This is a genomic window from Priestia sp. J2, assembly GCF_020790095.1.
Classification (GTDB): Bacteria; Bacillota; Bacilli; order Bacillales; family Bacillaceae_H; genus Priestia; species Priestia zanthoxyli.
This window is the reverse complement of sequence record NZ_CP086208.1, coordinates 4073241-4100175: the sequence shown is the minus strand read 5'-3', so window position 1 is coordinate 4100175 and position 26935 is coordinate 4073241. Positions and strand designations below refer to the sequence as shown.

Genomic DNA, 26935 nt, shown 5'->3' with positions numbered 1-26935 from the left:
TAAGTAGTTTAGAAAGAAGTAGGTGTCATAATGTTTAATCACACAACTGTTTTGCTTAAAGAAGCAGCGGAAGGCTTAAATATTAAGCCGGATGGAGTATATGTCGACTGCACGCTTGGCGGAGCAGGTCATAGTGAATATATCGTAAAACAGCTATCAGAAAAAGGGAAATTAATTGCGTTTGATCAAGACGATGTTGCTCTTGAAAATGCAAAAGAAAAATTAGCCCCGTATCTAGACAGAGTTATTCTAATCAAAAGTAATTTTCGCTATTTAAAAGAGCAGCTAATGAAACATGGAATTGAAGAAGTAGATGGAGTATTGTTCGACCTAGGCGTCTCGTCTCCTCAGTTGGATACACCAGAGCGAGGGTTCAGCTTTCATCATGAGGCCCCGCTTGATATGCGCATGGATCAAAACTCAAAGTTTTCTGCGTACAACGTAGTAAATGAATGGCCTTATGAAAAACTTGTAAAAATCTTTTTCCAATACGGAGAAGAAAAGTTTTCGAAACAAATTGCCCGCAAAATTGAGGCATATCGAGAGTCTAAACCAATTGAAACAACGCTAGAGCTGGTTGATCTTATTAAAGATGGTATTCCAGCGCCAGCTAGACGAACGGGTGGACATCCGGCAAAACGGATTTTCCAGGCTATTCGAATTGCTGTAAATGATGAGCTTCAAGTATTTGAAGATGCAATTGAACAGGCCATGGATGTAATCAAAAAAGGTGGACGTGTAAGTGTTATTACCTTCCATTCACTTGAAGACCGAATTTGTAAAGTAGCGTTTAAAAATGCAAGCACGGTTCCGCAGCTTCCTCATGGACTGCCGGTTATTCCAGAAGAATTTAAACCTAAAATGAAAGTCATTACAAGAAAACCTATTTTACCTTCAGAAGAAGAGGTAGAAGAAAATAAGCGCGCGCGTTCCGCAAAGCTTCGAATTGTTGAGAAATTAGTCTAATAAAAGGGTTTAATCAAAGAGGAGGGGACGAGAATGAACAATGCAGCATACAAAGTAAGAGAGCAAGACCAGCAGCAAAAGCAGCAAAAGACGGTACGTCAAGTTGTTCGAAAGACAAAAAGAAAAATCACGGTTGGTGAAAAGATTGTGTATTCTGGGTTTGTCGCACTCATGCTGTTTGGGTCTGTCCAAATCATTTCAAATCAATCTTCGCTTTATAGCATCAGTGAAGAAGTGCAATCACTCGATGGAAAGATTGACAAGCAAGAAGCAAAAAACAATGAGTTAAAATTACAGGTAACAGAGTTAAGTGCATACGATCGTATTTGGACAAAAGCAAAAGAACTTGGACTAAAATTGAATGAAAATAACGTAAAAGTCGTTAACGATTAATTGCGATGACTACGCCAAGAAAAAATAGCAATATTAGTACAGGAGCAGCAATATTAATTTTAATATTTGCATTGCTCTTTTTTGTATTAGCCATCAGGTTCTTTTACATCCAAGCGACGGGCAAAGCAGACGGAGAAGCTTTAGCCGAAATTGCACAAAAACAGCATACGCGAACGTCTAAAATTGAAGGACAGCGCGGTACGATTTACGATCGAAATGGAGAAGCAATCGCCCAAGACACGGGTGCTTATACGGTTGTGGCGATTTTAGATAAAAAACAAACAAAAGATAAAGATCACCCGCAACATGTGGTAGACCCAGAAAAGACGGCTCAAAAATTAGCCCCGTTGTTGAAGATGGACGAATCGAAAATTGAAAGCATGTTAACAAGAGGAATTAAACGTGGTACCTTCCAAGTAGAACTTGGCCCAGGCGGACGTGATATTGATAACGTGCTAAAGCAAAAAATTGAGAAGCTAAATCTCCCGGGCATCACGTTTTTACGCGATTCGAAGCGCTTCTATCCAAACGGTGTATTTGCCTCAAGTATTTTAGGATATGCACAAAAAGATGATACGGGTAAAATCGTAGGGAAAATGGGAATTGAAAAAGTATTTGATAAGCAGCTTTCTGAAGAAGATGGATATGTGAAATACGAAGCTGCTAAAAACGGAATTAAGCTTCCGGATCCAAAAGAGTCAATTGTAGCTCCTAAAAACGGAGACAGCGTTACGCTTACGATTGATGAAAAAATTCAAACGTTTTTAGAGGATGCGATGACAGCTGCTGCTAAAGAATATAAACCAGAAGAGCTAATGGCAACGGTAGTGAATCCGAAAACCGGTGAAATTTTGGCGATGTCAAACCGACCTTCATTTGATCCAAATATTCGTGATATCACTTCTTATCGCAATCCGTTTGTTGAAAACAGCTATGAGCTTGGTTCAACGATGAAAATCTTTACGCTAGCAGCCGCGATTGATGCAGGCGTTTATAACGGCGAAGACCGCTATCAGTCGGGATCTTATAAAGTAACGAAAAACAGCGTTCCGATTAACGATCACAACGGCGGAGTCGGCTGGGGAGCTATTACATTTAATGAAGGAATTCAAAGGTCTTCAAATGTAGCGGTTGCCATTTTAGCCAACGAAAAATTAGGTACCGACCGTTTGTATAAATACTTGGACAAGTTTGGCTTTATGGATAAGACGGGAATTGACTTGCCAAATGAAGCTTCTAGCAAGTTAGTGACGAAGTACCCGAGAGACCGCGTAACCACTGCGTTTGGACAGGCGTCTGCTTTTACGCCTATTCAAGAAATTCAAGCGGCTACTGCGATTGCAAATGACGGGAAAATGATGAAGCCTTACGTGATTAAACAAGTAGTCGATGAAACAAATAAGAAAACAATTAAGAAAACAAAACCTACCGTAGTAGGCCAGCCTATTTCTAAAAAAGCAGCGAACGAAACGCTAGGTATTTTAGAAACCGTTGTTTCTTCTGATGATGGAACAGGCAAACCTTACGCGATTGAAGGATACGATGTCGCTGGAAAGACGGGAACAGCTCAAATTCCTGGGCCTACCGGAGGTTACCTGCATGGACACGGGAAAAATTTCATTTCCTTTATGGGCTTTGCACCTGCTAAGGATCCAAAGCTCCTTGTCTATGTAGCCGTTAAAAATCCAACTCTCACGCCTCAAGAAACGGGTACTGCGCCGCTTACAGCTGTATTTAATCCGGTGATGAAAAATAGTCTGCAGTATTTAGGAGTGGAGCCTCAAAAAACGGATGAAGACGGAAAAGAAACGAAAGAAAAGAAAGTGGATTCAGAAATCAAGCTTAAATCTTACGTTAATGAATCAGTTGATAGTACCGTGAAAGACTTAAAACAAAAAGGGCTTGTTCCTGTTGTAATAGGTAAAGGAGATACGGTAGAAAGCCAATCACCGACTTCTGATACCATTGTCACTGGTCAACGCGTGTTCATTAAGACAAACGGAAAAGCCACAATGCCTGATTTAACAGGTTTTTCACATCGTGACGTTATTCGCTTTAGTGAATTTGTCAACGTTCGACCTAGCGCACTTGAAAATGGTTATGTTGTAAGTCAAAGTATTAAAGCAGGAGATCCGCTAAAAGCAGGAACGTACCTGAAAGTGGAACTTGAAACGCCTAAAGAATTTTCAAGCACGTTAAATAAGCTAAAAGAAACGGAAAAAAGTGAATCTGACAGTAAAAAAGACGATAAGCAACTTGACTAGAAAATAAGTTCTAGTGAATCCTGTACAAGCATATATTGGAACGAGCCGATTCAGAGGAGGTTCTAATATATGCGGGTATCAGGAGTCACAGTTCGTAAAAGGCTAGCCATTGTTTTGTTTGTCGGTTTTATTGTGTTTTTGATTATTGATACAAGGCTTGGATATGTACAGTTGCTGACTGGGGATACGCTAACTGAAAAAGCCAAAGACTTATGGAGTCGGAATATTCCTTTTGAACCTGAAAGAGGAAAGATACTAGATCGCAATGATGTGGCACTTGCTACAAATAAAAGTGCACCGACCGTTTTAGTTATGCCAAGACAAGTTGAAAATCCAGCTGTTACGGCTGAAAAGTTAGCAAAAGTGCTGGGAGCATCAAAAGAAAAAGTATATGAACAAATAACAAAAGCTTCTTCTAGCGTATATTTGCGTCCTGAAGGAAGAAAAATTTCACATGCGAAAGCAAATGAAGTGCGAAATTTAAATTTAAAAGGCGTATATATAGCTGAGGATTCGAAGCGGTACTATCCGTTTGGAAGTTATTTGTCGCATGTATTAGGCTTTGCGGGAGTAGATAATCAAGGGTTAACGGGCCTTGAATTATATTATGATAAAGAGCTAAAAGGACAAAAAGGTTCAGTTAAATTGTATTCTGATGCTAAAGGTAAAAAGATGCCCAATATAGCCGATGACTACACAGCGCCTGTGGACGGGCTCGATTTGAGATTGACCATTGATTCACGTGTGCAAACAATCATGGAGCGTGAGTTGGATAATGCTCAGACAGCTTATAATCCAGATGGTATGATTGCCATTGCCATGAATCCTAAAAACGGTGAAATTTTAGGTATGTCAAGTCGTCCGGGCTTTGATCCGACGGATTTTAAAAATGTGAAGCCTGAGGTGTATAATCGCAATCTTCCAATCTGGAGCGTATATGAGCCCGGATCAACGTTTAAGATTATTACACTGGCAGCTGCTCTTGAAGAAAAGAAAGTGGATTTACTAAAAGATCAATTCTACGATGATGGAGCCGCGGAAGTTGGAGGAGCGAGACTTCGCTGCTGGAAAAAAGGCGGACACGGACAGCAGTCTTTTTTAGAAGTTGTACAGAACTCATGTAACCCTGGTTTTGTGGAGCTTGGGGAACGTTTAGGAAAAGAGAAATTGTTCAAATACATTAAAGAATTTGGCTTTGGTCAAAAAACAGGTATTGATTTACAAGGGGAAGCAAAAGGAATTTTGTTCCCGCTTGAGCGCGTGGGTCCGGTTGAACAAGCTACAACAGCTTTTGGGCAAGGGGTTGCCGTTACTCCTATTCAACAAGTAGCTGCTGTTTCAGCAGCCGTAAACGGTGGAACGCTTTATGAACCTTATATTGCAAAAGAGTGGGTGGATCCAACTACCGGAAAAGTTGTAAGCAGTCATAAACCGGTTGCTAAGCGAAAAGTTATTTCCGAGGAAACGTCTAAGCAAGTGCGTTTTGCTCTTGAAAGTGTAGTCGCACAAGGAAGCGGAAAAGGAGCTTTTGTGGAAGGGTACCGCGTTGGAGGAAAGACGGGTACGGCGCAGAAAGCTCAAAATGGAAAGTATTTAAAAAATAATCACATCGTTTCTTTTATCGGTGTTGCACCAGCAGATAACCCTGAAATTGTCGTGTATGTTGCGGTTGATAATCCAAAGGGCACCATTCAGTTTGGTGGAGTGGTAGCAGCTCCGATTGTAGGTAAAATGATTGAAGACAGTTTGCGTGTGATGGACGTTAAACCGCGTAAAGGACAAATTGAAAAAGAGTTAACGTGGCTGGACACACCAATGATAAAAGTACCAAATGTCGTAGGAATGTCAAAAAAAGAGTTACAAGAACAGCTACTTAATTTAAAATTAGATGTGAGTGGCGAAGGAGATAAAGTGGTCAAGCAGTCTCCTGCAGCCGGAACGAAAGTTAAAGAAGGCGAAACGGTTAGAATTTATATGGGAAAATAAAAATCTCTATAAACTATTATTCTTCCTTGCATGATAATCAGCAGGTTACGCTGCGTGTGAACATGAAATCAACAAATAAGCCTTGGGGGTGTTCCCTCCGGGCTTCTTTTTCTGTAAAATGTAATAGGTTAGGTGCTAGAAAAAGAAGAATAGTTGCCATAGCGTCTTATAACAAACGTTTCACTTTACAAATAGAGAGGACATGGTAGGAATGGATTTACGAGAACTACTAACACATTTACATGATTTTGTTCAGCTTCCTGAACAGAATATTGATATTACGTCAATTGAAATGGATTCAAGAGAAGTTAAGCCCGGCGCATTGTTCATTTGTATAGACGGCTATACGGTTGATGGTCATAGCTTTGCACAGATGGCTGTGGAAAAAGGGGCAGTAGCAATCTTAGCAGAAAAGCCTGTGGATGTAGAAGTGCCCGTTGTACGCGTGAAGAGTACAAAGCGAGCAATGGCAGTGCTGGCGGATGCTTTCTACAATCAGCCCACACAAAAAATGCATTTAATTGGTGTAACAGGCACAAATGGAAAAACAACGATTACACATTTAATTGAGCATATCTTTAAATCACAGCATAAAAAGACGGGTCTAATTGGAACGATTGAAATTCGTATTGGTGATACGTCTTATGATGTGAAAAACACAACGCCTGAATCGCTGACTCTTCAAAAAACATTTAATCAAATGGTGGAAGAGAATGTAGAAGTAGCGATGATGGAAGTATCATCTCACGCGCTTGACTTAGGACGCGTACACGGGTGCGACTTTGACGTGGCGGTATTTAGTAACTTAACGCAAGATCACCTCGACTATCATCATACAATGGAAGATTATCGTCGTGCGAAAGGGTTGCTATTTGCACAGTTAGGAAATGCTTATAACCATACTCGTCCTAAATTTGCTGTTCTTAATGTCGATGATGCGGCAACCGAGGAATATATTAAAAACACGGCTGCTACAGTGATTACGTATGGTATTGACCGTGAAAGTGATATTCGTGCAACGAATATTCAAATTACAAACAGCGGCACAACGTTCGATTTGACAACACCGACAGAAACGGTTTCTGTAGAAATGAAGCTTATTGGGAAATTTAGCGTCTACAACGTATTAGCGGCTACAGCTGCATGTTTAGTATCTGGTCTCCCTCTGTCAGTTATTGTCGAGGAAATAAAAGTGTTAGAAGGTGTGTCTGGGCGTTTTGAAGTGGTTGATGCGCAGCAAGATTTTACGGTTATCGTGGATTATGCCCACACGCCGGACAGCTTAGAGAACGTGTTAAAAACTGTAAAAGAATTCGCAAAACGCAATATATATGTTATTGTTGGTTGTGGCGGAGATCGAGATCGTACAAAACGACCAATCATGGCTCGGATTGCAGCTGAATACAGTACACAAGCTATTTTGACATCTGATAATCCACGAAGTGAAGATCCATTGGCTATTTTAAAAGATATGGAAGAAGGTTTGGATACAGATAACTATGTGACGATTGCTGATCGTGCAGAAGCTATTCGCTATGCAGTGGAAACAGCGCATGCAGATGATGTTATTGTCATTGCTGGAAAAGGGCACGAGACCTATCAAATTATTGGTAAAAAAGTATTCGATTTTGACGATCGAGAAGTAGCACGCAAAATGATTGAGGAGCGAAAGTAGTAATGAAATGGGTAGAGAACAAAATGAGTCGGAATGAGTTAGAAGTTAAGGAGGGGACATCGTGCTAGAACAATCAATTTTATTGACAATCGGCGTAGCCTTTTTGATTACGGTTGTATTGTCGCCGATTTTTATTCCCTTCTTAAGAAGATTAAAGTTTGGTCAAAGTATTCGTGATGAAGGCCCGAAATCTCACCAAAAAAAATCAGGTACACCTACAATGGGCGGTATCATGATTTTATTATCTATTATTGTGGCAACTCTTATTATGGTCAATCAATATGCAGAACTTACATATAAGACGTTTCTATTATTATTTGTCACAATCGGATTTGGTTTATTAGGATTTTTAGATGATTTTATAAAAGTAGTGTTAAAGCGTAACCTTGGATTAACATCTAAACAAAAGTTTTTAGGTCAGGTTGTCATTTCAATTATTTTTTACTTTATTGCAAGACAGTTTGAGTTTTCAACTGAAGTGACGATTCCAGGAATTAAAGACCCAATCGATTTAGGTTGGTTTTATGTTGTTTTCCTCATCATCTGGCTTGTTGGTTTTTCAAACGCGGTCAACTTAACGGATGGATTAGACGGACTTGTATCTGGTACAAGTGCGATTGCTTTTGGTGCATTTGCAGTTCTCGCCTGGAATGCAGAGCAGTTTGAACTATCTATTTTCTCAGTTGCTGTAGTAGGAGCTGTGTTAGGATTTTTAGTTTTTAATGCCCATCCTGCAAAAGTATTTATGGGAGATACGGGTTCTTTAGCGCTAGGAGGAGCTATCGCTACGGTGGCTGTCTTAATGAAAATGGAATTCTTGCTTGTTATTATCGGTGGTGTGTTTGTTATTGAAACATTATCTGTTATTATTCAAGTCGCATCTTTCAAAACAACAGGAAAACGTGTGTTTAAAATGAGCCCGCTTCATCACCATTACGAGCTAAGCGGCTGGTCGGAATGGCGCGTAGTTATGACTTTTTGGGCTGTAGGACTATTATTTGCAATGCTTGGAATTTATATCGAGGTGTGGATTTAAATGAAATCAGTCAATACGTATCAAGGTAAACAAGTACTTATTTTAGGATTAGCCAAGAGCGGTTTAGCAGCCGCTCAGTTAGTTAAACAGCTTGGTGCTAAAGTAGTCGTTAATGATCAAAAACCGTACGAAGAGAACGCAGCAGCACAGGAATTAGAAAAAACGGGCATTGAAGTTGTCTGTGGACATCATCCGCTTGAGCTTTTAGACAAAGCGGATGTTATTGTAAAAAACCCTGGGATTCCGTATTCAAATGTTCTATTGCAAGAAGCATTAAAGCGACATATTCCGATTTTAACAGAGGTAGAATTAGCTTATGAAATTAGCGAAGCTCCTTTTATCGGAATTACGGGAAGCAATGGGAAGACAACAACAACAACGCTCATTTATAAAATGTTAGAAGAAGATCAAAAGCAGCCGTTGATTGCTGGAAATATTGGAACAGTAGCTTGTGAAGTGGCGCAAAAAGCAACAAAGGACAATGTAATTGTAACGGAGCTTTCTTCTTTTCAGCTGATGGGAATTGAAAAATTCCGTCCGAAAATCTCTTTATTATTGAATTTGTTTGATGCTCACTTAGACTATCATGGTACAAAAGAGGAATATATCAAAGCGAAAGCAAATCTCTTTAACAATCAAACAAGTGAAGACTTTGCCGTTATTAATGCGGATGATGAGCTAGTGATGAAAGCTAGTGCAAATATTAAAGCGACAAAAGTACCTTTTTCTGTTACAGCTCAAACGACAGAAGGAGCGTATATTAAAAACGAAACGATTTTCTTTAAAGATGAAGAAGTGATGTCGTTAAAAGATGTGGTGCTGCCAGGCAAACATAATCAAGAAAATATTTTAGCAGCTGTATCCGTTGTGAAGCTGTACGGCTGTTCAAATGAAGCTATCTACTCCGTGCTCACAACGTTTGCTGGTGTTAAACACCGCGTTCAATATGTCACGACAATCAACAAACGTAAGTTTTATAATGACTCTAAAGCTACAAATATGCTTGCTACAAAAGTAGCTCTTTCCGCTTTTTCACAGCCGACGATTCTACTTGCAGGCGGACTCGATCGCGGCAATGAGTTTGATGATTTAAAAGAAGAGTTTAAAAATGTGAAAGCTGTTATTACGTTTGGTGAAACGGCTCCTAAAATTGAACGCGTAGCCAAAGAAGAGGGAATACAAATTGTAAAACGTGTCGATAATGTTAAACAAGCAGTTTCAGAAGCATATGCTTGTTCAGATGAAGAAGATGTTATTTTATTATCTCCTGCTTGTGCAAGCTGGGATCAATTTAAAACTTTTGAAGAACGTGGTGACATCTTTATTGAATCTGTGCATAAACTGAAATAAGGGCTTGTCTAAACACCTAGAAAATACACTAGCCCTAATCTATTTTTAGAGGTGTGTGACAGTGTCGACAAAAAGGTCTACCCCAGATTTTTTTCTCATAATCGTTACGCTTTCCTTGCTAACCATCGGCCTTATCATGGTATACAGTGCAAGTGCGGTATGGGCTACATACAAGTTTAATGATTCTTTTTTCTTTGCTAAACGCCAGCTCTTATTTGCAGGGCTTGGAGTATGCGCGATGTTTGTCATCATGAATATTGATTATTGGATGTGGCGTACGTGGGCAAAGCCAATTGTAATCATTTGCTTTGTTATGCTGGTACTTGTATTGATTCCGGGAGTAGGGCTAGTACGGAATGGGTCGCAAAGTTGGATAGGAGTTGGAGCGTTTTCGATTCAGCCTTCAGAATTTATGAAGTTTGCTATGATTATATTTTTAGCGAAATATTTATCAGAAAACCAGAAGAAAATTACATCCTTTAGAAAAGGAATGTTACCGGCGTTATTACTGGTTTTCTTACCGTTTGGCATTATTATGATGCAGCCGGATTTAGGAACTGGAACGGTGCTTGTTGGAACTTGTTTAGTCATGATTTTTGTTTCAGGAGCAAAGGTAAGTCACTTTGCAGGTCTTGGGTTGCTTGGCGTTGCCGGTTTTGTAGGGCTTGTTTTATCAGCTCCTTATCGGATTAAACGCATCACCTCATTTTTAAATCCTTGGGAAGATCCGCTTGGAAGCGGGTTTCAAATCATTCAATCTCTTTATGCAATTGGGCCGGGGGGATTGCTTGGATTAGGGTTAGGGCAAAGTAGACAAAAGTTCTTTTATCTGCCGGAGCCTCAAACTGATTTTATTTTTGCTATTCTGGCAGAAGAGCTCGGTTTCATCGGCGGAACGCTTGTTCTTCTTTTGTTTAGCTTATTGCTTTGGAGAGGAATTAAAGTAGCGCTCGGAGCACCTGATCTTTACGGAACGTTCTTAGCCTTAGGAATTATTTCAATGGTTGCGATTCAAGTCATGATTAATATAGGCGTGGTAACAGGTCTTATGCCTGTTACGGGAATTACGCTTCCATTTTTAAGTTACGGCGGATCGTCGCTGACGCTCATGCTGGCAGCAGTTGGAGTTTTGTTAAATGTTAGTAGATATTCTCGCTATTAATTGAAAAAAATTGTATAATGTCAAGTAGGCAATGGTCTACTGAAGTAAACCGTCATCTTAAATCCAAGTGCACGCCGGATTTTGTTGGCGGTTTATTTTCGATTTTTTACAGGTAGATGATATTTTTGTATGAAATGTTTTTAAAATGTAATGTTGTGATAACCAATTTTGAGTCCAACTATGGTATGATGTGTAAGGTTAAATGTTTTATCTTAGTGAGTAGGTGAACGTATGTGCACTTATGAGCGTAGCGTTTTTTTATGACTGTCAGCATGTGTTTAACTTCTAAATGAAAAACGATAAAAAAACAATCAAAATTACTTTATATAGCAGATGAACGTACATTCTATGGGTGAATGTCATACGATAAATAAAAATGATGAAATTGACAACAGAATAGAGTGCCTTCGTAGAAAAAAGGTATCTTACAAGGTGCTGCTGCTTAGTTATGAATCTGTTCTTATTATTCTTATGCATTAGAAGTAAGGGCGCATTGACATGAAAGTTTTATAACAGCAAAGAGGGTTTTAGGAGGTTCTTATGGAAGCGTTAGTAAAAGAGTTAGTCGAAGCGAATATTGGAAAGGTTCGTGAAAATGAACCGCTAGCAAAACATACAACAATGAAAATTGGTGGTCCAGCAGATGTGCTTGTAGAACCTGATTCTGTTGATCACTTAAAAGTTACAATGGATATGATTAAAAAACACGGCGTGAAATGGAGAGCGATTGGTCGAGGATCTAATCTTCTTGTTTCTGATAAGGGAATTGAAGGTGTGGTCATTAAGCTCGGAGCCGGATTAGATGATTTAACAGTAGATGGAGAGACGGTTACTGTAGGTGGGGGATACCCTAGCATCAAGCTTGCAACAGTTATTACAAAACAAGGTCTGTCTGGATTGGAGTTTTCAAGTGGAATTCCTGGATCTGTGGGAGGCGCTGTTTATATGAATGCAGGTGCCCATGGTTCTGATATGTCTCATGTAGTCGAAAAAGCGCTGATTTTATTTGAAGATGGCACTCTGGAGTGGCTGACAAATGAAGAGCTTCAATTTTCGTATCGTCATTCCATTCTACAAAAAGACCGTCCTGGAGTATGTGTAGAAGCTGTGCTGCGTTTGAAAAAGGGAACGAAAGATGATATTGTGGCGGTCATGCAGAAAAATAAAGACTATCGCCGCGAAACACAGCCTTGGAATTTCCCTTGTGCAGGAAGTATTTTTAGAAATCCGCTTCCAAATTATGCAGGAGACTTAATTGAAAAGTCCAACTTAAAAGGTTTTTCAGTAGGCGGTGCGCAAATTAGTGAACAGCATGCGAACTTCATTGTCAATACAGGAAATGCAACGGCTTCAGACGTGCTGAATTTAATTGCTCATGTTAAGAAAACAATTAAAGAGAAATTCGATATTGATATTCATACAGAAGTTGAGATTATCGGTCGCTAATTACTCAGCCCTTCGCTGTATGGTTATGCGTGAAAAGGTAGCTTTTATGTGTTTATTCTATGCTATAATGGGGATATTCTCATGAAGCAAAGATTGGAAATAAATAGATGGTAAGTCCTCGTTTATTTTCTCAAATGGATAAGGGTGAAAAAAATGGAAAAAGGTAAGTTAATTGTTTTAGAAGATCGTGTACCGAAGCTGCAAGAACAGCGAAAGCAAAAAGCAAATAGACGGCTTATTTTGTATTTATCACTCTTTTTCATCCTTATTTTATTTATTGTATATTCTCAATCTTCTCTGAGTAATGTTTCTAACATTGAAGTACAAGGGAATAAACATGTAAGTGATAAGGATATTGTCAAAGCGAGTGGTCTGTCCAAAAAAACCAGCTACTGGAAAGCTGACGCTGATCAAATTCAAGAAAAAGTCGAAAAAAACCCTGAGGTAAAGGAAGCTGTCATTCATAAAACATTTCCTAATAAGGTTGTAATCGACGTAAAAGAGTACGCAAGAATTGCATATGTAACCTCGGGGAATAAATATTTCCCTGTGAATGAAAATGGAAAAGTTTTAAAAGAAGTAAGTGCTAAGAAAGTGTCATCCGACGCTCCGTTGCTAATTGACTGGAAAGACGGAGACGCTATACAAAGCATGGTTCAAGAATTAGCTAAAACGCCTAAGAGTATAAAAGGGGCTATTTCTGAGATTTACTACGCGCCGACAAAATCAGAACCTCTTCACATCGAGGTGTTTATGAATGATACGCGTGAAGTAAGCGGGAAAATTAGCAACTTCTCTGATAAAATTATTCATTACCCAGCTATTGCAAGTAAATTGAGTGATGATCAAAAAGGCATTATTGATTTAGAAGAAGGATATGCATTTAAACCTTATAAAAAGAGCAAGCAGTAATTATTTTTTATAAGTGTTAATTAAAGGAAATAGATGAGTTGAGACTGGCAAACTAGCCCTTGTACATTGTATAATCACATGCAAGTATTCTGCATACATATGATTTTCTTCTCCGCTGCTGTGAAATGGAAATGTAATATTTGTTCTAGGTAAGTTTCGCTTTTCTCAGTGTACATCTTAGTGTAGACTTGTAGTTAAATAGCTTTTTTTCAGTGAATTTGAGGCTTAAATCTAAAAAAAAGTCAAAACAAGAACGTTTTGTTCTTTGAAAGAGATAAAGTCTGTGAAAAACTTGAAAAAAATTGATTTTACAAAAGGGAAACAGATGTATTTGTTGAATATTTTCATATAATAAAAAATTAATATTGTTGTTCTTCTTAATTTATTTAAGATGACATGTGCAGAAAGAAAAAGGAGGTGCCAAAGAATGAACAGCAATGAAATATACGTTAGTTTAGACATCGGTACATCCAGTGTGAAAGTAATCATCGGAGAGATGAGTAACGATTCATTGAATATCATTGGTGTAGGGAATGTTAAATCACACGGACTAAAAAAAGGTTCTATCGTTGATATAGATGCAACAGTTCAATCTATTAGAAAAGCAGTAGAACAAGCTGAACGAATGGTAGGCATTACAATTAAAAAGGTTGTAGTGGGCATAAGCGGAAATCATGTATTTTTACAGGATTGTCACGGAGTAGTAGCCGTGTCAAGCGAAAATCGTGAAATTACAAACGAAGATATTCATCGAGTAATTGATGCTGCTCAAGTCATGTCTATCCCGCCAGATCGTGAAATCATTGATGTTATTCCAAAGCAATTTATTGTAGATGGCTTAGAAGGTATTAACGATCCTAGAGGTATGATTGGGGTACGTTTAGAAATGGAAGGCACAATCATAACAGGATCTAGAACGGTTTTACATAACTTATTACGCTGTGTAGAAAGAGCTGGTTTAGAAATCAGTGATATTTGTTTACAACCTCTAGCCGCTGGTTCAATTGCATTATCTCGTGATGAAAAAAACTTAGGTGTCGCACTGGTAGATATCGGTGGAGGTTCAACAACGGTTGCGATCTTTGACCAAGGACATTTGAAAGTAACAAATGTACTAGCAGTTGGCGGAGAGCACATTACCAAAGATTTATCGATTGGCCTTCGCACATCGACTGAAGACGCGGAAAATATTAAGATAAAGCATGGACATGCTTTCTACGATCATGCTTCTGAAGAAGAAGTATTTAGTGTACCGATCATTGGAAGCGATCAGCATCAGCAGTTTAATCAGCTCGAAATCTCTGATATTATTGAAGCTAGATTAGAAGAGATTTTAGATATGATTACGCAGGAGGTAAACCGCCTAGGATACAAAGATATTCCAGGAGGATTTGTTCTAACAGGCGGAGTAGTAGCGATGCCTGGTATTCTTGAGCTAGCTCAAGTGATTTTAAAGAATAACGTGCGCATAGCAGTGCCTGATTATATTGGAGTACGTGAGCCGCATTATACAACAGGCGTAGGATTAATAAAATTTGCATACAAAAATGCTAAAATACAAGGCCGGGAAATTGGAGCGCCAGTTGTGGAAGAAGAGCCGATTGAGCAAGAAATGATCAAACCTAGCCCGAAACCACAGCAGCCGCAACAATCAGCTGAGCAGCCGAAAAAGAAAAATGACCAAAATTTAATGAAGAAGTTTTTTGGATACTTCTTTGATTAACGTTACGGATTGGTAATTTCGAAGAATTAGGAGGAACTATCATGTTGGAGTTTGATACAAGTGTAGACCAATTAGCGACGATTAAAGTAATCGGTGTCGGAGGCGGCGGTAACAACGCGGTTAACCGAATGATTGAACATGGCGTCCAAGGTGTAGAATTTATTGCAGTTAATACAGATGCACAGGCATTAAATTTATCAAAAGCTGAAACAAAAATGCAAATCGGCGCTAAATTAACAAGAGGATTAGGTGCAGGTGCTAATCCAGAAGTTGGTAAAAAAGCAGCTGAAGAAAGTAAGGAACAAATCCAAGAAGCACTAAAAGGTGCAGACATGGTTTTCGTAACAGCTGGTATGGGTGGAGGAACTGGAACTGGTGCAGCTCCAGTCATTGCCCAAATTGCTCGTGAGCTAGGAGCACTAACGGTAGGCGTTGTTACTCGTCCGTTTACGTTTGAAGGCCGTAAGCGTTCTACTCAAGCGGCAGGCGGCATTGCGTCAATGAAAGAAGCAGTGGATACGCTGATTGTTATTCCAAATGATCGCTTATTAGAAATCGTTGATAAAAACACGCCAATGCTAGAAGCGTTCCGTGAAGCGGATAACGTATTACGACAAGGTGTTCAAGGTATTTCAGATTTAATCGCAGTTCCTGGATTAATTAACTTAGACTTCGCGGACGTGAAAACAATTATGTCTAACAAAGGATCTGCACTTATGGGTATCGGTATTGCGACTGGTGAAAACCGCGCTGCTGAAGCAGCTAAAAAAGCTATTTCAAGTCCACTTCTTGAAACATCTATCGATGGAGCTCAAGGTGTATTAATGAATATCACAGGCGGTACAAACCTAAGTCTTTACGAAGTACAAGAAGCTGCAGATATCGTTGCTTCGGCTTCTGACCAAGAAGTGAACATGATCTTTGGATCTGTTATTAACGAAAACCTAAAAGATGAGATTGTTGTTACAGTTATTGCAACTGGCTTTAGTGACCAAGATTTATCACAGCCAAAACCAGGTCGTCCTTCGTTATCGGCGAATCGCATGCAGCAATCGACACAGCAACCGGCTCCACAGCCGAAGCGTGAAGTAAAGCGTGAAGAACCTGTACAGCAAGAATATACGCGTCCATCTCAGCCACAGTCTGAAGATGCGCTAGATATTCCAACATTCTTACGAAACCGTAATCGTAGACGCTAAGAAAATAAAAAGCCACGACCTCTGTTTTATACAGAGGTCTTTTTTTATGCAATGAATCTAGAAAACTCAAAAAGAGTATAAAAAACATTCGACATGGTCAATATGACGCCTTCAAAGGGTTTGTGTTTTCTTTCTAAAAGTAGTGTGACAAATATCGAATGATTTCCTCAAAAATACTGCTTGTTTCTCGGCATGAACTGACAGACTTTCTAATAGGATGTACTATATACTAATTTTTAACAGAAAAATTCAGAAAGAATGGAGAGGTTATAAACATTGCCAATCTATTTAGATTTAATATGGATGCTGAATTTTGGGTTAGATACGATCTTACTAATGTTATGTGCTGTTGTACTTAAACGGAATTACAAGTGGTGGCGGCTTTTGCTTGGCGGCTTTATCGGTTCATTGATTGTCCTTCTTATGTTTACACCTTTTTCTCATCTTATGGTTCACCCTGCTATTAAAATTTTATTCTCGTTTTTTATGGTATTGATGGCGTTTGGTTATAAACGACTGCGCTTTTTCTTTGAGAATTTATTAACGTTTTATTTTGCAACCTTTGTTGTGGGTGGAGGGTTAATGGGCGTTCACTTTTTATTTCAAGATCAGTTCCTTGTTCTTAATCAAATGGTTGATACGAAATCTCCACAGTTTGGTGATCCTATTAGCTGGATATTTGTTCTTATTGGTTTTCCGCTATTATCTTATTTTTCAAAAGCACGAGTTGATGATTTGCGAATGAAAAATATTACATTTGATCAGCTGGTAGATGTAGAAGTTATTTTAAACGAACAGACGCTGTCGATGAAAGGACTTATTGATAGTGGGAATCAGCTTGTAGATCCGCTGACGAAAACCCCGGTTATGATTGTTACAGCAGATTCTTTAAAAGAAATATTGCCTGAAGGCTTAATGGAATTAAGCAAAAATGTTCAATCCTTTTCACACAGCGAAGATATTGATCAAGAGTGGTATTCAAAAGTCCGCTTTGTCCCTTATCGAAGCGTAGGCCAAGCCAATCAGCTGCTGCTTGCTCTAAAGCCAGATATGGTAAGGCTGGTTCATCAGTCCAACACGATTGAAGTCACTAAAGTATTAGTAGGTATTAGTCATACAACGCTTTCAGTGGAGAAGCAATATGAATGTATTGTTCATCCGAAGCTTATCGTTATTGGAGAAGTAAGTTCCGCATCGTAAAAGGTGTGAACAAATAAAGGAGGATACACAATGGCTACATATCGAATTCGATTTCAATTATGGTGGTACAAATTATTAATTAAACTTAAGCTAAAAACAGATGAAGTGTACTATATAGGAGGAAGTGAAGCTCTTCCACCACCTTTAACAAAAGATGAAGAAGAAGTGCTCTTGAAGAAACTTCCATCAGGAGATGAAGCAGCACGTTCACTGTTGATTGAGCGTAATTTGCGACTTGTTGTTTATATTGCCCGCAAGTTTGAAAATACGGGAATCAATATTGAGGATTTAATTAGCATCGGCACCATCGGTTTAATTAAAGCAGTAAACACGTTTAATCCTGAAAAGAAAATTAAGCTAGCGACGTACGCCTCTCGCTGTATTGAAAATGAAATTTTAATGTATTTGCGCCGCAACAATAAAATTCGATCTGAAGTTTCATTTGATGAGCCGTTAAATATTGATTGGGATGGAAACGAACTGTTATTGTCTGACGTGATGGGAACCGAAGAAGATATCATCACAAAAGACCTAGAAGCGAATGTAGATCGAAAACTTTTGCTGAAAGCACTGCACCAATTAAATGATCGTGAAAAGCAAATTATGGAGCTGCGCTTTGGGCTAGCCGGCGGAGAAGAAAAAACGCAAAAAGATGTAGCCGATATGCTAGGCATTTCTCAGTCTTATATTTCAAGGCTCGAAAAACGAATTATTAAACGGCTGCGAAAAGAATTTAATAAAATGGTTTAAGTAAAAAAGCTGATTGTATAAGGGCTGAGAAGCATCTTATACAATCAGCTTTTTTAGCGTGGAATTGTCAGAATTGTAAAAGTGCATATTTTTTCCTCCGGAGGAGATACTGAATTCAGAACATCATCTCCTGTTAGGAGGGAAAGAGTTGACAAGAAATAAAGTAGAAATTTGTGGAGTAGATACTTCGAAACTTCCCGTATTAAAAAATGAAGAAATGCGAAAGTTGTTTAAACAAATGCAGGCTGGAGATGGAACAGCAAGAGAAAAGCTAGTAAGCGGAAATTTACGTCTCGTACTCAGCGTGATCCAACGTTTTAACAATCGTGGAGAATTTGTTGATGACTTATTTCAGGTTGGGTGTATTGGATTAATGAAATCCATTGACAATTTTGATTTAAGTCAAAACGTGAAGTTTTCTACATATGCTGTCCCAATGATTATAGGGGAAATTCGCCGCTATTTACGTGACAATAATCCAATCCGTGTTTCTCGTTCCCTTCGTGATATTGCTTATAAAGCTCTTCAAGTTCGTGAAAGGCTTATGAGTGAAACATCCAAGGAACCTACAGCTGAGGAAATTTCAAAAGTCCTAGAAGTACCGCATGAAGAAATTGTGTTTGCTTTAGATGCTATCCAAGATCCGGTTTCTTTATTTGAACCTATTTACAATGATGGCGGAGACCCAATCTATGTGATGGATCAGCTAAGCGATGAACGCAACCGTGATTCAACTTGGATTGAAGAAATTGCTTTGCAAGAAGGTATGAGAAGATTGAACGAGCGAGAAAAACTAATTTTACGAAAGCGCTTCTTCCAAGGTAAAACACAGATGGAAGTTGCTGAAGAAATTGGTATTTCTCAAGCGCAGGTTTCTCGTTTAGAAAAAGCTGCTATTAAACAGATGAATAAAAATATTCAAAGTTAACAAAAGCTCTCTAAACTAGCAGCTGCTCTTGTTCATACAATCAATACCATTCACTTTATTTGATGTTCAACTTAATAAGCATCGTGTCTATAAAAACAGACACGATGCTTATTTTGTATGTATCAATGAATACATAACCAAAAGATATTCATGTTAGATTTCCTATTGCTATGAGGACTTCTCGCTGCTTGTTGAGAATGTCTCTTGATGAAAAACTGTGTAATTAGTGAACAAAATGCTTATAGAAAGAGAATGGCAGAGAAAAAATAAGCTTTTCCTTCATGAAATGAAAATTTGAAAATATATATAGGCTAAGGAATAAAGTTGGCTATAGGAGGAGAGAGCATGTTAAAGATTTCAGAGTTTCAGCTGAAAGATGTAGTGAATGTAGCTGATGGCAAAAAACTTGGAAATGTAGGGGATATTGATATTGACTTAACAACGGGAAAAATACAGGCCGTCATTATCGGAGGCTCTCGTGTATTGGGCTTCTTTGGAAAAGATGATGAAATTGTGATTCCGTGGAAAAATATTGTGAAAATTGGTTCCGATGTCATTTTAGTACGTTATAAAGACGCATTTCAGCCTGAAGAGAATTAGTTTTTTGTCAACAGCACCTAGCAATCTGTGGTACAATATGTGAGAACAAATGAAACAAGGGATGTGTCACATACATGAATCCTGAGCCATTAAAAAAAAGCCATCACGAGTCGTTTATGTGGCTGAGCCCTTGGGTAGAAAAGAATGATATGCTTGTTGCTGGTTTCACCACAAAAAATGGTGGCGTGAGTAAACCTCCATTTGCTTCTTTTAACCTAGGGCTTCACGTAAACGATAACGTAGAAGATGTTATTACAAATAGAAAAATTTTAGCAGCCGAACTAGACATGTCTTTTGAAAGCTTTGTATGTGCTGAACAAGTACATGAAGCAACTGTTCAAAAAGTAACAAAAGCCGACTGTGCAAAAGGACTCTACAAGTATGAAGAGGGCATAAAAGCAGCGGATGGCATTTATACAAATGAATCTGATATTTTGTTAGCTTTATGTTATGCAGATTGTGTTCCGCTGTACTTCTATGCGCCTGATCACCATTTAGTTGGTCTTGCTCATGCCGGGTGGAAGGGAACAGTAAAAGATATTGCAGGAAATATGATTCGGCGGTGGGTAGAGCAAGAAAATGTTCCGGTTGAAGATATTTACGTGGCGATTGGCCCTTCGATTGAAGATTGCTGTTATGTTGTCGATAACCGCGTCATTACACAAGTAAACGAAGTAGTTGGCCAAAATGGATATCAAGAAGTAAGCCCTGGACAATACGCGCTTAATTTAAAAAAAGTCAATAAGCTGCTGATTCAAAACGCAGGCGTATTGCCGGAACGAATTTTAACATCGTCGTATTGTACAAGCTGTGAAGATGACCTGTTCTTCTCACATCGCCGCGACCAAGGGAAAACAGGACGCATGTTTAACTTCATAGGCTTTAAGGAGGAGTAATTACATAGTGACAGCTAGCGTAAGTGAAAATCTAGAAGCAGTTCAACAAACAATTGCTGAAGCATGTAAAAAAGTTAATCGAAATCGAGAAGATGTAGAGCTGATTGCTGTAACAAAATACGTTTCCACAAAACGAGCAGCAGAAGCAGTGGATGCAGGCATTTTACATCTTGGAGAAAACAGGGATGAAGGTCTTCTAGAAAAGTATGAATCAATCGGTGAGAAAGCGACCTGGCATTTTATCGGAAGCTTACAAACAAGAAAAGTAAAAAATGTGATTGATAAAGTTGACTATATTCATTCACTAGACCGATTATCTTTAGCAAAAGAAATTGATAAACGTGCAGGACATCGTATAAAATGTTTTGTACAAGTTAATGTTGCCGAAGAACAATCAAAGCATGGCCTTGCTGTAGAAGAGGTAATTCCATTTATTCAATCTCTTGAAACATTTACAAATATCCAAGTAGTTGGATTAATGACCATGGCTCCTCACACAGATGACGAGTCCTTGCTTCGCAGCTGTTTTCAAGGTTTAAAGAAATTGCAGGATCGTATACAAGAACTAAACCTCCCGTATGCACCTTGTACGGAGCTATCAATGGGAATGTCAAACGATTATGCAATTGCAATTGAAGAAGGAGCAACATTCATTCGACTAGGAACCACGCTAGTTGGGAATGAACGTTAAGGAGGTGTAATTCAAGATGAGTATGAAAAATCGCTTTAGAAGTTTTTTTGCTCTTGATGACGATACTGAATATGTAGAAGAACATTACGAACAAGAAGAGTCGGTAGAAGAGCCTGTACAGCAGTCGAGACCAGTGAAAGCTAGTCAGCAGCCGAATCAGCAGCAAAACGTGATTAGCTTGCAAAGCGTTCAAAAATCATCAAAAATGATGCTTTGCGAACCTCGCGTCTATGCCGAAGCACAAGAAATTACGGATCATTTAAAAAATCGTAAAGTCGTAGTTGTTAATTTACAGCGCATTCAACGAGATCAAGCAGTGAGAATTGTCGACTTTTTAAGTGGTACAGTTTATGCTTTAGGCGGGGACATTCAAAAAATTGGAACCGACATCTTTTTATGTACACCTGATAATGTAGACGTAAGCGGAAGCATTTCAGATATGATGGGAGAACACGATACAACAAACGTAAAGAGGTGGTAGTTTTTGGACATCGTTTTTGGGATTCTCGCAAAATTGATTGGGCTTTACTCATGGGCACTGATTATTTACATTTTGATGTCTTGGGTACCCGATGTAAGGGCCTCTAAGTTTGGTCAGCTGCTTGGCAGTATTTGCGAGCCTTACTTAGAGCCTTTTCGTAAAATCATTCCGCCTATTGGCATGATTGATATTTCACCTCTTGTTGCAATCTTTTTACTACGATTTGCGGAAAGAGGCGTGTATTCACTTAATAATGTGATGGGGTTTATTTAAAAAAGGAATCGCTGGATTCCTTTTTTACATACCAATAGTAGGAGTAATAATATGTCTATCTATGAACATTTTAGGCAAGAAGAACATGGGTTTATTGATCAAGTTCTTCAGTGGAAAGAAGATGTCCTACATCAATACAGCCCAAAATTAACGGATTTTTTAGATCCAAGAGAGCAGCAGATTGTGACGGCTATTGTTGGGACTGAAGGAGAGGTTCAAGTTTCATTTGATGGTGGACAACCGTTTGCTGAACGCAAGCGTGCGCTGCTATATCCGGATTACTATGTGCCTGAAAGCGAAGATTTTCAGTTGCATATGTACGAATTGAATTATCCTAAAAAGTTTGTGACGATTGAACATCCTCAAGTTCTTGGTTCGGCGATGTCCTTAGGACTGCGCCGTTCAAAATTTGGCGATATTTTGGTCGCGGGAGACGATATTCAGCTTGTAGCCGCAGAGGAAATTTCTTCTTATATTGAGATGAATTTAACATCAATTGGAAAAGCCAAAGTTTCACTTTCTTCTATTCAAAGAGAGCAGCTGCATGTGGTAAAAGAAGAGCTGATTGAACACGTTTATACAGTTTCTTCAATGAGGCTTGATGTTTTGCTGTCGACCATTCACAATTTATCAAGACAAAAAGTCCAGCCGTTTATTGCAAATGGAGCGGTAAAAGTAAATTTTAAAGTCATTGAACAGCCTTCTTTTGAATGTCATGAAGGTGATATTTTGTCGCTTCGTGGCCACGGCAGAAGTCGTATCGTTTCACTTGAAGGCAAAACCAAAAAAGAAAAATGGCGAATTGTTGTAGGGAAGCAGAAATAAAGAAATCTACTAGCAGGAAATTTTAAAAATATGTCGAATAAACCATTACTAATGATGTAATGAGACAACACGGAGGTGGCCTAGATGCCTTTAACCCCTTTGGATATTCATAACAAAGAGTTTAATCGCGGGTTTCGCGGATATGATGAAGATGAAGTAAATGAGTTTCTTGACCAAGTAATTAAAGACTATGAGCTGGTAATGCGTGATAAAAAGGAGTTAGAAGGAAGAGTATCTGAATTAACAGATCGTCTTGGACATTTTACTAACATCGAAGAAACGTTAAATAAATCAATTTTAATTGCTCAAGAAGCAGCGGAAGATGTAAAGCGAAACGCTGAAAAAGAAGCGAAGCTCATTATAAAAGAAGCAGAAAAAAATGCGGACCGTATTATTAATGAAGCACTGTCTAAGTCTCGTAAAATTGCGATGGACATTGAGGAGACGAAAAAGCAGTCTAAAGTATTTAGAACTCGTTTCAAAATGTTAATTGAAGCACAGCTTGAAATGTTAAACAGCGATGACTGGGATCAGTTGATGGATTATGAGATGCCAGCGCTAGAAGAAAAAATTGACTAGTCAAGACATCATCTTGACTTCTCACGTTTTGTTGTCATATAATTTGGTAACAGATGAAATTTCATATCAAACAGTACGGAGACAGGGACAGTAGCTTTTTTAGTTTGTCAAAGCGAATCGAGGATGGTGCGAGCTCGATAACAAACAAAAAAGTGAAAATCACCCTAGAGTACCATTGCTGAAATGATGATAGTAAGCAGTGGCGGTTTATTCACGTTACGAATGCAAAGAGGATTTGCGTGCAGCAAATCTACTAGGGTGGTACCGCGGGAGGCCTTCTCGTCCCTTTTTGGGATGAGGAGGTCTTTTTGTTATGGTGCAAAAAGATATGAAATTTACGTTTTTTTTTGGAGGGTAAAACATGGAATATAAAGATACATTATTGATGCCAAAAACTGAATTTCCGATGCGTGGAAATTTACCGAACCGCGAGCCTAAAATGCAAGAACAGTGGGCTGAAATGAATATTTATGAAAAAGTACAAAAACGTACGGAAGGCCGTCCGCTATTCGTCCTGCATGATGGACCTCCATATGCCAATGGCGATATTCACATGGGACATGCCTTAAATAAAATTTTAAAAGATTTTATCGTTCGCTATAAGTCGATGTCAGGCTTCTGCGCACCTTATGTGCCAGGCTGGGATACACACGGCTTGCCAATTGAAACGGCTTTAACAAAAAATAAAAAAGTAAACCGCAAAGAAATGACAGTAGCTGAATTCCGTAAGCTTTGCGAACAGTATGCTTGGGAACAAGTAAACGGCCAGCGTGAGCAGTTCAAGCGTTTAGGCGTACGCGGAGATTGGGATAATCCATATGTAACGCTTCAGCCACAGTACGAAGCGCAGCAAATCAAAGTATTTGGCGATATGGCGAAAAAAGGCTATATCTACAAAGGATTAAAACCTGTATACTGGTCCCCTTCAAGTGAATCTGCTTTAGCAGAAGCGGAAATTGAATACTATGACAAGCGTTCAGCTTCTATTTACGTAGCGTTTAATGTGAAAGATGGTAAAGGCGTGCTTGAACAAGATGAAAAATTCATCATTTGGACGACAACACCATGGACAATGCCAGCTAACCAAGGGATTGCTGTCAATCCCGAGCTTCAGTACAGCGTAGTTGAAGCAGATGGAGCAAAATATGTAGTAGCAACTGAACTTATTGAAACAGTTGCTAAAGAAATTGAATGGGCTGACTATAAGACACTTCGTACAGTAAAAGGTTCAGAACTTGAACGCGTGGTAGCTGAACATCCAATCTACAAGCGTGATTCTTTAGTTGTTCTTGGCGATCACGTAACGACTGATGCTGGTACTGGCTGTGTTCATACAGCACCGGGACACGGGGAAGACGACTTTATCGTTGGTCAAAAATACGGTTTGGAAGTTCTTTGTCCAGTTGATAGTAAGGGTCATATGACGAATGAAGCACCAGGATTTGAAGGATTATTCTATGATAAAGCGAATAAGCCGATTACAGACAAACTAGAAGAAGAAGGCGCGCTGTTAAAATTAAGTTTCATTACCCACTCATATCCACATGACTGGCGTACGAAGAAACCAACAATTTTCCGTGCAACAGCACAGTGGTTTGCGTCTATTAAAGATTTCCGTGAAGATTTATTAAAAGCAGTAGAAAAAACAGAATGGGTGCCTACTTGGGGTGAAACGCGACTTTATAACATGGTGCGTGACCGCGGAGACTGGTGTATTTCTCGTCAACGTGCATGGGGCGTTCCGATTCCAGTATTTTATGCTGAAAATGATGAGCCGATCATTACGGACGAGACAATTGAGCACGTATCAAATCTATTTAGAGAACATGGATCAAACGTATGGTTTGAGCGTGAAGCAAAAGACTTGCTTCCAGAAGGCTTTACTCATGAAGGAAGCCCAAATGGCCGTTTCACAAAAGAAACAGACATCATGGACGTATGGTTTGACTCTGGTTCTTCACATCAAGCTGTTCTTGAAGAGCGTGAAGACTTACAGCGTCCGGCTGATTTGTATTTAGAAGGTTCTGACCAATACCGCGGCTGGTTTAATTCAAGTCTTTCTACAAGTGTAGCTGTAACAGGTGAAGCACCTTATAAAGGCGTACTTAGCCACGGATTTGCTTTAGACGGTGAAGGTCGCAAAATGAGTAAGTCATTAGGGAATGTTGTAATTCCAGAAAAAGTAATGAAACAACTAGGTGCGGATATTTTACGTCTATGGGTAGCTTCTGTAGATTACCAAGCGGATGTTCGTGTATCTGATAACATTTTAAAACAAGTAGCAGAAGTATATCGTAAAATCCGCAACACGTTCCGTTTCTTACTAGGAAACCTAGCGGACTTTAATCCAACAACTGACGCTGTAGCCGTTGAAGACCTTCGTGAAGTAGACCGCTACATGCTTGTGAAGCTGAACAAATTAATTGATAAAGTGAAAAAATCTTATGATTCATATGAATTCTCAAGCATTTATCACGCAGTGCATAATTTCTGTACAATTGATATGAGTTCATTCTACTTAGACTTTGCAAAAGATGTATTGTACATTGAAGCAGAAAATAATGTAGAGCGTCGCAGCATTCAAACGGTTCTTTATGAAACGTTATTATCGTTAACGAAATTAGTGTCTCCAATTCTTTCTCATACAGCAGACGAAGTATGGGTTCACATTCCGAACGTAACGGAAGAAAGCGCGCAGCTAGTTGATATGCCAGATGTTCAAGAAATTGAAGGAGCAGATCAATTAGTAGAGAAATGGGATGCGTTCATGGAGCTTCGCGATGAAGTCTTAAAAGCGCTAGAACAAGCTCGTAATGAAAAAGTAATCGGTAAGTCTTTAGAAGCAAAATTAACGCTGTATCCAACAGCAGATACGAAAGAGCTGTTAGCCTCTATTTCTGAAAATGTAGGTCAACTCTTCATCGTTTCAGATCTCGAGGTAGCAGAAGGTGAAGCGCCTGCTGAAGCACAAAAATTCAGCTATGCTTCAATTGTTGTAAGTAAAGCAGAAGGTGAGAAGTGTGAGCGCTGCTGGGTAGTATCACCAACAGTTGGCGAAGATCAAGATCACCCAACTTTATGTACACGCTGTGCGGATGTTGTGAAAAATCACTACGTTCAGCAGTAATGAACAAAAGCACGTCCTTTTTGGGCGTGTTTTTTGCTGTACGAAATTCCCAAATACAATGGTATAAAGCATTCAAAGCCTTAGGAAAAACTTGTGTTGTAGATTCGATGGAAAACTCGGTAAACCTAACATCATTAATACTTCATCTTATCAGCACAGGAGGCGTTTGCATGTATGAAAATTATCTTTCCATTGGACAGGAATTAGCTCTTATCAAAGAAGAATTACAAGATCGCCTATTGAGATATGCTACAGAACAATCTGGTTATATAGATGAAAAGGAACGTTACGTAATAGAAATGATTAAAGCCGATTTAAAAGATGTAGAACACGCGCTAGCAAAGCTTGACGTTGGTGCGTTCGGAATTGATGAACTAACTGGCGAAGTGATGTCTATTCATAAATTAAAAGTAATGCCGACGGCCCGCACAAACGAAGATTTATTTGTTTTATGGTGAGAAGCGAGAAAAAAA

At 39.0% G+C, this 26935-nt stretch carries 24 protein-coding genes and 1 other annotated feature; all 24 genes read left to right on the top strand.

Annotated features, from left to right (window positions below; translation table 11 throughout):
- Positions 1 to 30: 30 nt before the first annotated feature.
- The 24 genes from rsmH (at position 31) to LJY09_RS21055 (ending at position 26920) form a co-directional block, all read left to right on the top strand.
- Positions 31 to 966 carry a 16S rRNA (cytosine(1402)-N(4))-methyltransferase RsmH gene (gene rsmH, locus LJY09_RS21170; RefSeq protein ID WP_028411477.1) on the top strand — a complete coding sequence of 312 codons (936 nt, stop codon included), beginning with the start codon at positions 31 to 33 and terminating at the stop codon, positions 964 to 966.
- Between the two features lie 33 nt (positions 967 to 999).
- Positions 1000 to 1359 (top strand): cell division protein FtsL, encoded by a 360-nt coding sequence (gene ftsL, locus LJY09_RS21165; protein ID WP_028410764.1) that lies wholly within the window; start codon positions 1000 to 1002, stop codon positions 1357 to 1359.
- A gap of 5 nt (positions 1360 to 1364) precedes the next feature.
- Positions 1365 to 3623, top strand: coding sequence for a penicillin-binding protein (locus tag LJY09_RS21160; RefSeq protein WP_028411476.1), 2259 nt, complete (start codon positions 1365 to 1367; stop codon positions 3621 to 3623).
- Between the two features lie 69 nt (positions 3624 to 3692).
- Positions 3693 to 5609: a stage V sporulation protein D gene (locus tag LJY09_RS21155; RefSeq protein WP_013084856.1), complete on the top strand. Its 1917-nt coding sequence runs from the start codon at positions 3693 to 3695 to the stop codon at positions 5607 to 5609.
- A gap of 211 nt (positions 5610 to 5820) precedes the next feature.
- The gene (locus tag LJY09_RS21150) at positions 5821 to 7284 is read left to right on the top strand and encodes a UDP-N-acetylmuramoyl-L-alanyl-D-glutamate--2,6-diaminopimelate ligase (RefSeq protein ID WP_028411475.1); all 1464 of its coding nucleotides are present in this window, start codon (positions 5821 to 5823) and stop codon (positions 7282 to 7284) included.
- A 61-nt stretch (positions 7285 to 7345) separates the two neighbouring features.
- On the top strand, positions 7346 to 8320 hold the full coding sequence (gene mraY, locus LJY09_RS21145) for a phospho-N-acetylmuramoyl-pentapeptide-transferase (RefSeq protein WP_013058961.1): 975 nt from the start codon (positions 7346 to 7348) through the stop codon (positions 8318 to 8320).
- On the top strand, positions 8321 to 9670 hold the full coding sequence (murD, locus tag LJY09_RS21140) for a UDP-N-acetylmuramoyl-L-alanine--D-glutamate ligase (protein ID WP_028411474.1): 1350 nt from the start codon (positions 8321 to 8323) through the stop codon (positions 9668 to 9670). It abuts the gene before it with no gap.
- A 61-nt stretch (positions 9671 to 9731) separates the two neighbouring features.
- Positions 9732 to 10832 carry a stage V sporulation protein E gene (gene spoVE / locus LJY09_RS21135; protein WP_013058959.1) on the top strand — a complete coding sequence of 367 codons (1101 nt, stop codon included), beginning with the start codon at positions 9732 to 9734 and terminating at the stop codon, positions 10830 to 10832.
- A gap of 540 nt (positions 10833 to 11372) precedes the next feature.
- A complete protein-coding gene (murB, locus tag LJY09_RS21130) occupies positions 11373 to 12278 on the top strand; it encodes a UDP-N-acetylmuramate dehydrogenase (protein ID WP_098999570.1) in 906 nt (301 codons plus the stop codon).
- A 153-nt stretch (positions 12279 to 12431) separates the two neighbouring features.
- Positions 12432 to 13190 (top strand): cell division protein FtsQ/DivIB, encoded by a 759-nt coding sequence (locus LJY09_RS21125; protein ID WP_033579764.1) that lies wholly within the window; start codon positions 12432 to 12434, stop codon positions 13188 to 13190.
- A gap of 427 nt (positions 13191 to 13617) precedes the next feature.
- Positions 13618 to 14913: a cell division protein FtsA gene (ftsA, locus tag LJY09_RS21120; RefSeq protein ID WP_013058956.1), complete on the top strand. Its 1296-nt coding sequence runs from the start codon at positions 13618 to 13620 to the stop codon at positions 14911 to 14913.
- Positions 14914 to 14954: 41 nt separating this feature from the next.
- Positions 14955 to 16112 (top strand): cell division protein FtsZ, encoded by a 1158-nt coding sequence (ftsZ, locus tag LJY09_RS21115; protein ID WP_013058955.1) that lies wholly within the window; start codon positions 14955 to 14957, stop codon positions 16110 to 16112.
- Positions 16113 to 16388: 276 nt separating this feature from the next.
- A complete protein-coding gene (spoIIGA, locus tag LJY09_RS21110) occupies positions 16389 to 17312 on the top strand; it encodes a sigma-E processing peptidase SpoIIGA (protein WP_014458377.1) in 924 nt (307 codons plus the stop codon).
- Positions 17313 to 17342: 30 nt separating this feature from the next.
- Entirely contained in the window at positions 17343 to 18062 is a 720-nt protein-coding gene (sigE, locus tag LJY09_RS21105) for an RNA polymerase sporulation sigma factor SigE (protein WP_013058953.1), read from the top strand.
- A 148-nt stretch (positions 18063 to 18210) separates the two neighbouring features.
- Positions 18211 to 18990 carry an RNA polymerase sporulation sigma factor SigG gene (sigG, locus tag LJY09_RS21100; protein WP_013058952.1) on the top strand — a complete coding sequence of 260 codons (780 nt, stop codon included), beginning with the start codon at positions 18211 to 18213 and terminating at the stop codon, positions 18988 to 18990.
- Positions 18991 to 19335: 345 nt separating this feature from the next.
- A complete protein-coding gene (locus tag LJY09_RS21095; protein WP_013058951.1) occupies positions 19336 to 19590 on the top strand; it encodes a YlmC/YmxH family sporulation protein in 255 nt (84 codons plus the stop codon).
- A 74-nt stretch (positions 19591 to 19664) separates the two neighbouring features.
- Positions 19665 to 20486: a peptidoglycan editing factor PgeF gene (gene pgeF, locus LJY09_RS21090; RefSeq protein WP_028411472.1), complete on the top strand. Its 822-nt coding sequence runs from the start codon at positions 19665 to 19667 to the stop codon at positions 20484 to 20486.
- Positions 20487 to 20493: 7 nt separating this feature from the next.
- On the top strand, positions 20494 to 21177 hold the full coding sequence (locus LJY09_RS21085; RefSeq protein WP_028411471.1) for a YggS family pyridoxal phosphate-dependent enzyme: 684 nt from the start codon (positions 20494 to 20496) through the stop codon (positions 21175 to 21177).
- 16 nt (positions 21178 to 21193) lie between these two features.
- On the top strand, positions 21194 to 21658 hold the full coding sequence (locus LJY09_RS21080; protein WP_028411470.1) for a cell division protein SepF: 465 nt from the start codon (positions 21194 to 21196) through the stop codon (positions 21656 to 21658).
- 3 nt (positions 21659 to 21661) lie between these two features.
- Positions 21662 to 21931 carry a YggT family protein gene (locus LJY09_RS21075; RefSeq protein WP_028411469.1) on the top strand — a complete coding sequence of 90 codons (270 nt, stop codon included), beginning with the start codon at positions 21662 to 21664 and terminating at the stop codon, positions 21929 to 21931.
- A 51-nt stretch (positions 21932 to 21982) separates the two neighbouring features.
- Complete coding sequence (locus LJY09_RS21070) at positions 21983 to 22756, top strand: YlmH family RNA-binding protein (RefSeq protein WP_013058946.1); 774 nt, start codon at positions 21983 to 21985, stop codon at positions 22754 to 22756.
- A gap of 84 nt (positions 22757 to 22840) precedes the next feature.
- Complete coding sequence (locus LJY09_RS21065; protein ID WP_013058945.1) at positions 22841 to 23335, top strand: DivIVA domain-containing protein; 495 nt, start codon at positions 22841 to 22843, stop codon at positions 23333 to 23335.
- Between the two features lie 69 nt (positions 23336 to 23404).
- Positions 23405 to 23625, top strand: a binding site (T-box leader).
- Between the two features lie 71 nt (positions 23626 to 23696).
- The gene (ileS, locus tag LJY09_RS21060) at positions 23697 to 26462 is read left to right on the top strand and encodes an isoleucine--tRNA ligase (RefSeq protein WP_155010534.1); all 2766 of its coding nucleotides are present in this window, start codon (positions 23697 to 23699) and stop codon (positions 26460 to 26462) included.
- A gap of 170 nt (positions 26463 to 26632) precedes the next feature.
- On the top strand, positions 26633 to 26920 hold the full coding sequence (locus LJY09_RS21055; RefSeq protein ID WP_013084845.1) for a conjugal transfer protein TraR: 288 nt from the start codon (positions 26633 to 26635) through the stop codon (positions 26918 to 26920).
- The last annotated feature ends 15 nt before the right edge of the window (positions 26921 to 26935 follow it).

Coding starts and splice junctions, on each gene's coding strand:
- ftsA (WP_013058956.1), top strand. CDS start 13,618: ATGAACAGCAATGAAATATACGTTAGTTTAGACATCGGTACATCCAGT.
- LJY09_RS21125 (WP_033579764.1), top strand. CDS start 12,432: ATGGAAAAAGGTAAGTTAATTGTTTTAGAAGATCGTGTACCGAAGCTG.
- LJY09_RS21065 (WP_013058945.1), top strand. CDS start 22,841: ATGCCTTTAACCCCTTTGGATATTCATAACAAAGAGTTTAATCGCGGG.
- LJY09_RS21095 (WP_013058951.1), top strand. CDS start 19,336: ATGTTAAAGATTTCAGAGTTTCAGCTGAAAGATGTAGTGAATGTAGCT.
- LJY09_RS21070 (WP_013058946.1), top strand. CDS start 21,983: ATGTCTATCTATGAACATTTTAGGCAAGAAGAACATGGGTTTATTGAT.
- murD (WP_028411474.1), top strand. CDS start 8,321: ATGAAATCAGTCAATACGTATCAAGGTAAACAAGTACTTATTTTAGGA.
- sigE (WP_013058953.1), top strand. CDS start 17,343: ATGGCTACATATCGAATTCGATTTCAATTATGGTGGTACAAATTATTA.
- LJY09_RS21160 (WP_028411476.1), top strand. CDS start 1,365: ATGACTACGCCAAGAAAAAATAGCAATATTAGTACAGGAGCAGCAATA.
- murB (WP_098999570.1), top strand. CDS start 11,373: ATGGAAGCGTTAGTAAAAGAGTTAGTCGAAGCGAATATTGGAAAGGTT.
- LJY09_RS21155 (WP_013084856.1), top strand. CDS start 3,693: ATGCGGGTATCAGGAGTCACAGTTCGTAAAAGGCTAGCCATTGTTTTG.
- pgeF (WP_028411472.1), top strand. CDS start 19,665: ATGAATCCTGAGCCATTAAAAAAAAGCCATCACGAGTCGTTTATGTGG.
- ftsL (WP_028410764.1), top strand. CDS start 1,000: ATGAACAATGCAGCATACAAAGTAAGAGAGCAAGACCAGCAGCAAAAG.
- ftsZ (WP_013058955.1), top strand. CDS start 14,955: ATGTTGGAGTTTGATACAAGTGTAGACCAATTAGCGACGATTAAAGTA.
- rsmH (WP_028411477.1), top strand. CDS start 31: ATGTTTAATCACACAACTGTTTTGCTTAAAGAAGCAGCGGAAGGCTTA.
- LJY09_RS21150 (WP_028411475.1), top strand. CDS start 5,821: ATGGATTTACGAGAACTACTAACACATTTACATGATTTTGTTCAGCTT.
- LJY09_RS21055 (WP_013084845.1), top strand. CDS start 26,633: ATGTATGAAAATTATCTTTCCATTGGACAGGAATTAGCTCTTATCAAA.
- ileS (WP_155010534.1), top strand. CDS start 23,697: ATGGAATATAAAGATACATTATTGATGCCAAAAACTGAATTTCCGATG.
- LJY09_RS21080 (WP_028411470.1), top strand. CDS start 21,194: ATGAGTATGAAAAATCGCTTTAGAAGTTTTTTTGCTCTTGATGACGAT.